The sequence below is a fragment of the Kitasatospora sp. NE20-6 genome (assembly GCF_045862635.1).
The window spans coordinates 1-1,735 of sequence record NZ_BPRL01000156.1; the positions used below are offsets into that span (position 1 = coordinate 1).

The 1,735-nt window shown below is 69.1% G+C and carries 2 protein-coding genes; both read right to left on the reverse strand.

What is annotated here, in order from left to right:
• Positions 1–31 precede the first annotated feature (31 nt).
• The gene (locus SNE206_RS39920; protein ID WP_407918496.1) at positions 32–364 is read right to left on the reverse strand and encodes a hypothetical protein; all 333 of its coding nucleotides are present in this window, start codon (positions 362–364) and stop codon (positions 32–34) included.
• Complete coding sequence (locus SNE206_RS39925; RefSeq protein ID WP_407918497.1) at positions 361–1,611, reverse strand: IS256 family transposase; 1,251 nt, start codon at positions 1,609–1,611, stop codon at positions 361–363. Before SNE206_RS39925 ends, SNE206_RS39920 begins: the two co-directional genes overlap by 4 nt.
• Between the last annotated feature and the right edge of the window lie 124 nt (positions 1,612–1,735).

Here is a 1,735-nt window from a genome sequence, read left to right on the forward strand (position 1 = left end):
GAGCAATAGTCAATACCTGTGGATGGCTTGGTCACGGCAGCGGGTTGGTCCCCCGGATGGCCTGCCAGTGGGAGCTTGGGGTAGCTGACGCCAGGAGTTGGACTCCTGTGCCTCGGAGGGTCACGAGCGCGGTGTGGACGGGGTCGAGTTCCTCGACGGAACGGTGGTAGGTGAGGATCTGCGTCAGTTCCAGGTCGATGGCTTCTGCCGAGTGGCGGATGTGGTCGAAGCGGGCACCGCGGCGAACCGGCCCGACCGCGCAGCGCACTGTGGCGGTGGCCTCGGTTGGGTTCACGATGGTGACCTGATCGATTGCCAGTTCCACCTTGACTACGTGGCTGCCGGGGGTGAGGGGCCCGGTCATGCCGCTACCTCGGTGCGCTCGACCAGGATGCCGTTCTCGAAGCGGGCGCCGGAGCGGACCAGGGCAACGAGGTGGGCGCCGGTGATCGCGCGCCAGCGTTCCTGGGCGGACTCGACGAGCTTGAACACCATGGCGAGGGCCGCGGCGGGGCTGCCGGCCCCGCGGGTGACCTTGGTCCGCAGCTTGCCCGTGGAGAACGTCGACTCGATCGGGTTCGTGGTCCGCAGATGGATCCAGTGCTCGGCCGGGAAGTCGTAGAACGCCAGCAGCTCCTCGGCGTCGTCGGTAATCTTCACGACGGCCTTGGGCCACTTGGCGCCGTAGGTGCGCGCGAACGCCTTGATCGCCTTCTCCGCGTGGGCGCGGTCCTCGGCGTTGTAGATCTCCTGCATCGCTTTGGTCGCGCCGGGCTGCGCGGACTTCGGCAGCGCGTTCGTGACGTTCCGGGATTTGTGAACCCAGCACCTCTGATGCCTGGCTGCGGGGAACACCTCGGTCAGGGCCCGCCACAGTCCCATCGCGCCGTCGCCGACGACGAGTTCGGGGTCGCGCATGCCCCGGCGGCGGCAGTCCCGCAGCAGGTCGGCCCACGACTCCGTGGACTCCCGCAGCCCCTCCGCCAGCGCGATCAGCTCCTTCGTGCCGTCCAGCCGAACCCCGAGCAGGACCAGCACGCAGGAGTGCGCCTGCCCCAACCGGATCTTGGGGTGCACGCCGTCGGCCCACACGTAGACGAAGTCCCGGTCGGACAGGTCCCGGGCCTGGAAGGCGGCATGGTCGTCGCCCCACTGCCTGGTCAGTCGGGTGACCGTGGCCGGCGACAGCCCGGCGGCCGAGCCGAGGAACTGCTCAAGCGCAGGCACGAAGTCCCCGGACGACAGGCCGTGCAGGTAGAGCAGTGGCAGGACCTCGCTGACCTTGGGCGACTTGCGGCACCACGGAGCCAGGATCTTCGAGGAGAACCGCTTGCGTTCGCCGGTGGCCTCGTCGACGCGGCGGTCGTTCACCCGCGGCGCGGTGACCTCGACCGGCCCGGCGGCGGTGGTCACGGTCCGGGGCCGGTGGTGGCCGTTGCGGACCACCAGGCGGTGCCCGCGCTCGTCCGTCTCGGCCGCCAACTCGGCTATGTACTGGTTGACTTCCGCCTCCAGCGCAGCGGCCAGCATCCGCCGGGCGCCCTCACGGACGATCTCGTCGATCAGGGAGCCGGACTGGGTGGAGCCGTCGTCGGTGACTACGCTGAGCATGGGCGTGCCTTCCCGACCCGCGCTACGAACGCGGGCCTACTCGGTGACCATCAAAGGATCATTCGGGAAGGTACGCCCTCTGCGCGCCCTCCCGGAAGCGATCCACAGGTCTTGAGCATTGCTC

Bases quoted from the DNA above. Each gene is read 5' to 3' on its own strand.
- SNE206_RS39925 (WP_407918497.1), bottom strand. From the start codon at position 1,611: ATGCTCAGCGTAGTCACCGACGACGGCTCCACCCAGTCCGGCTCCCTG.
- SNE206_RS39920 (WP_407918496.1), bottom strand. From the start codon at position 364: ATGACCGGGCCCCTCACCCCCGGCAGCCACGTAGTCAAGGTGGAACTG.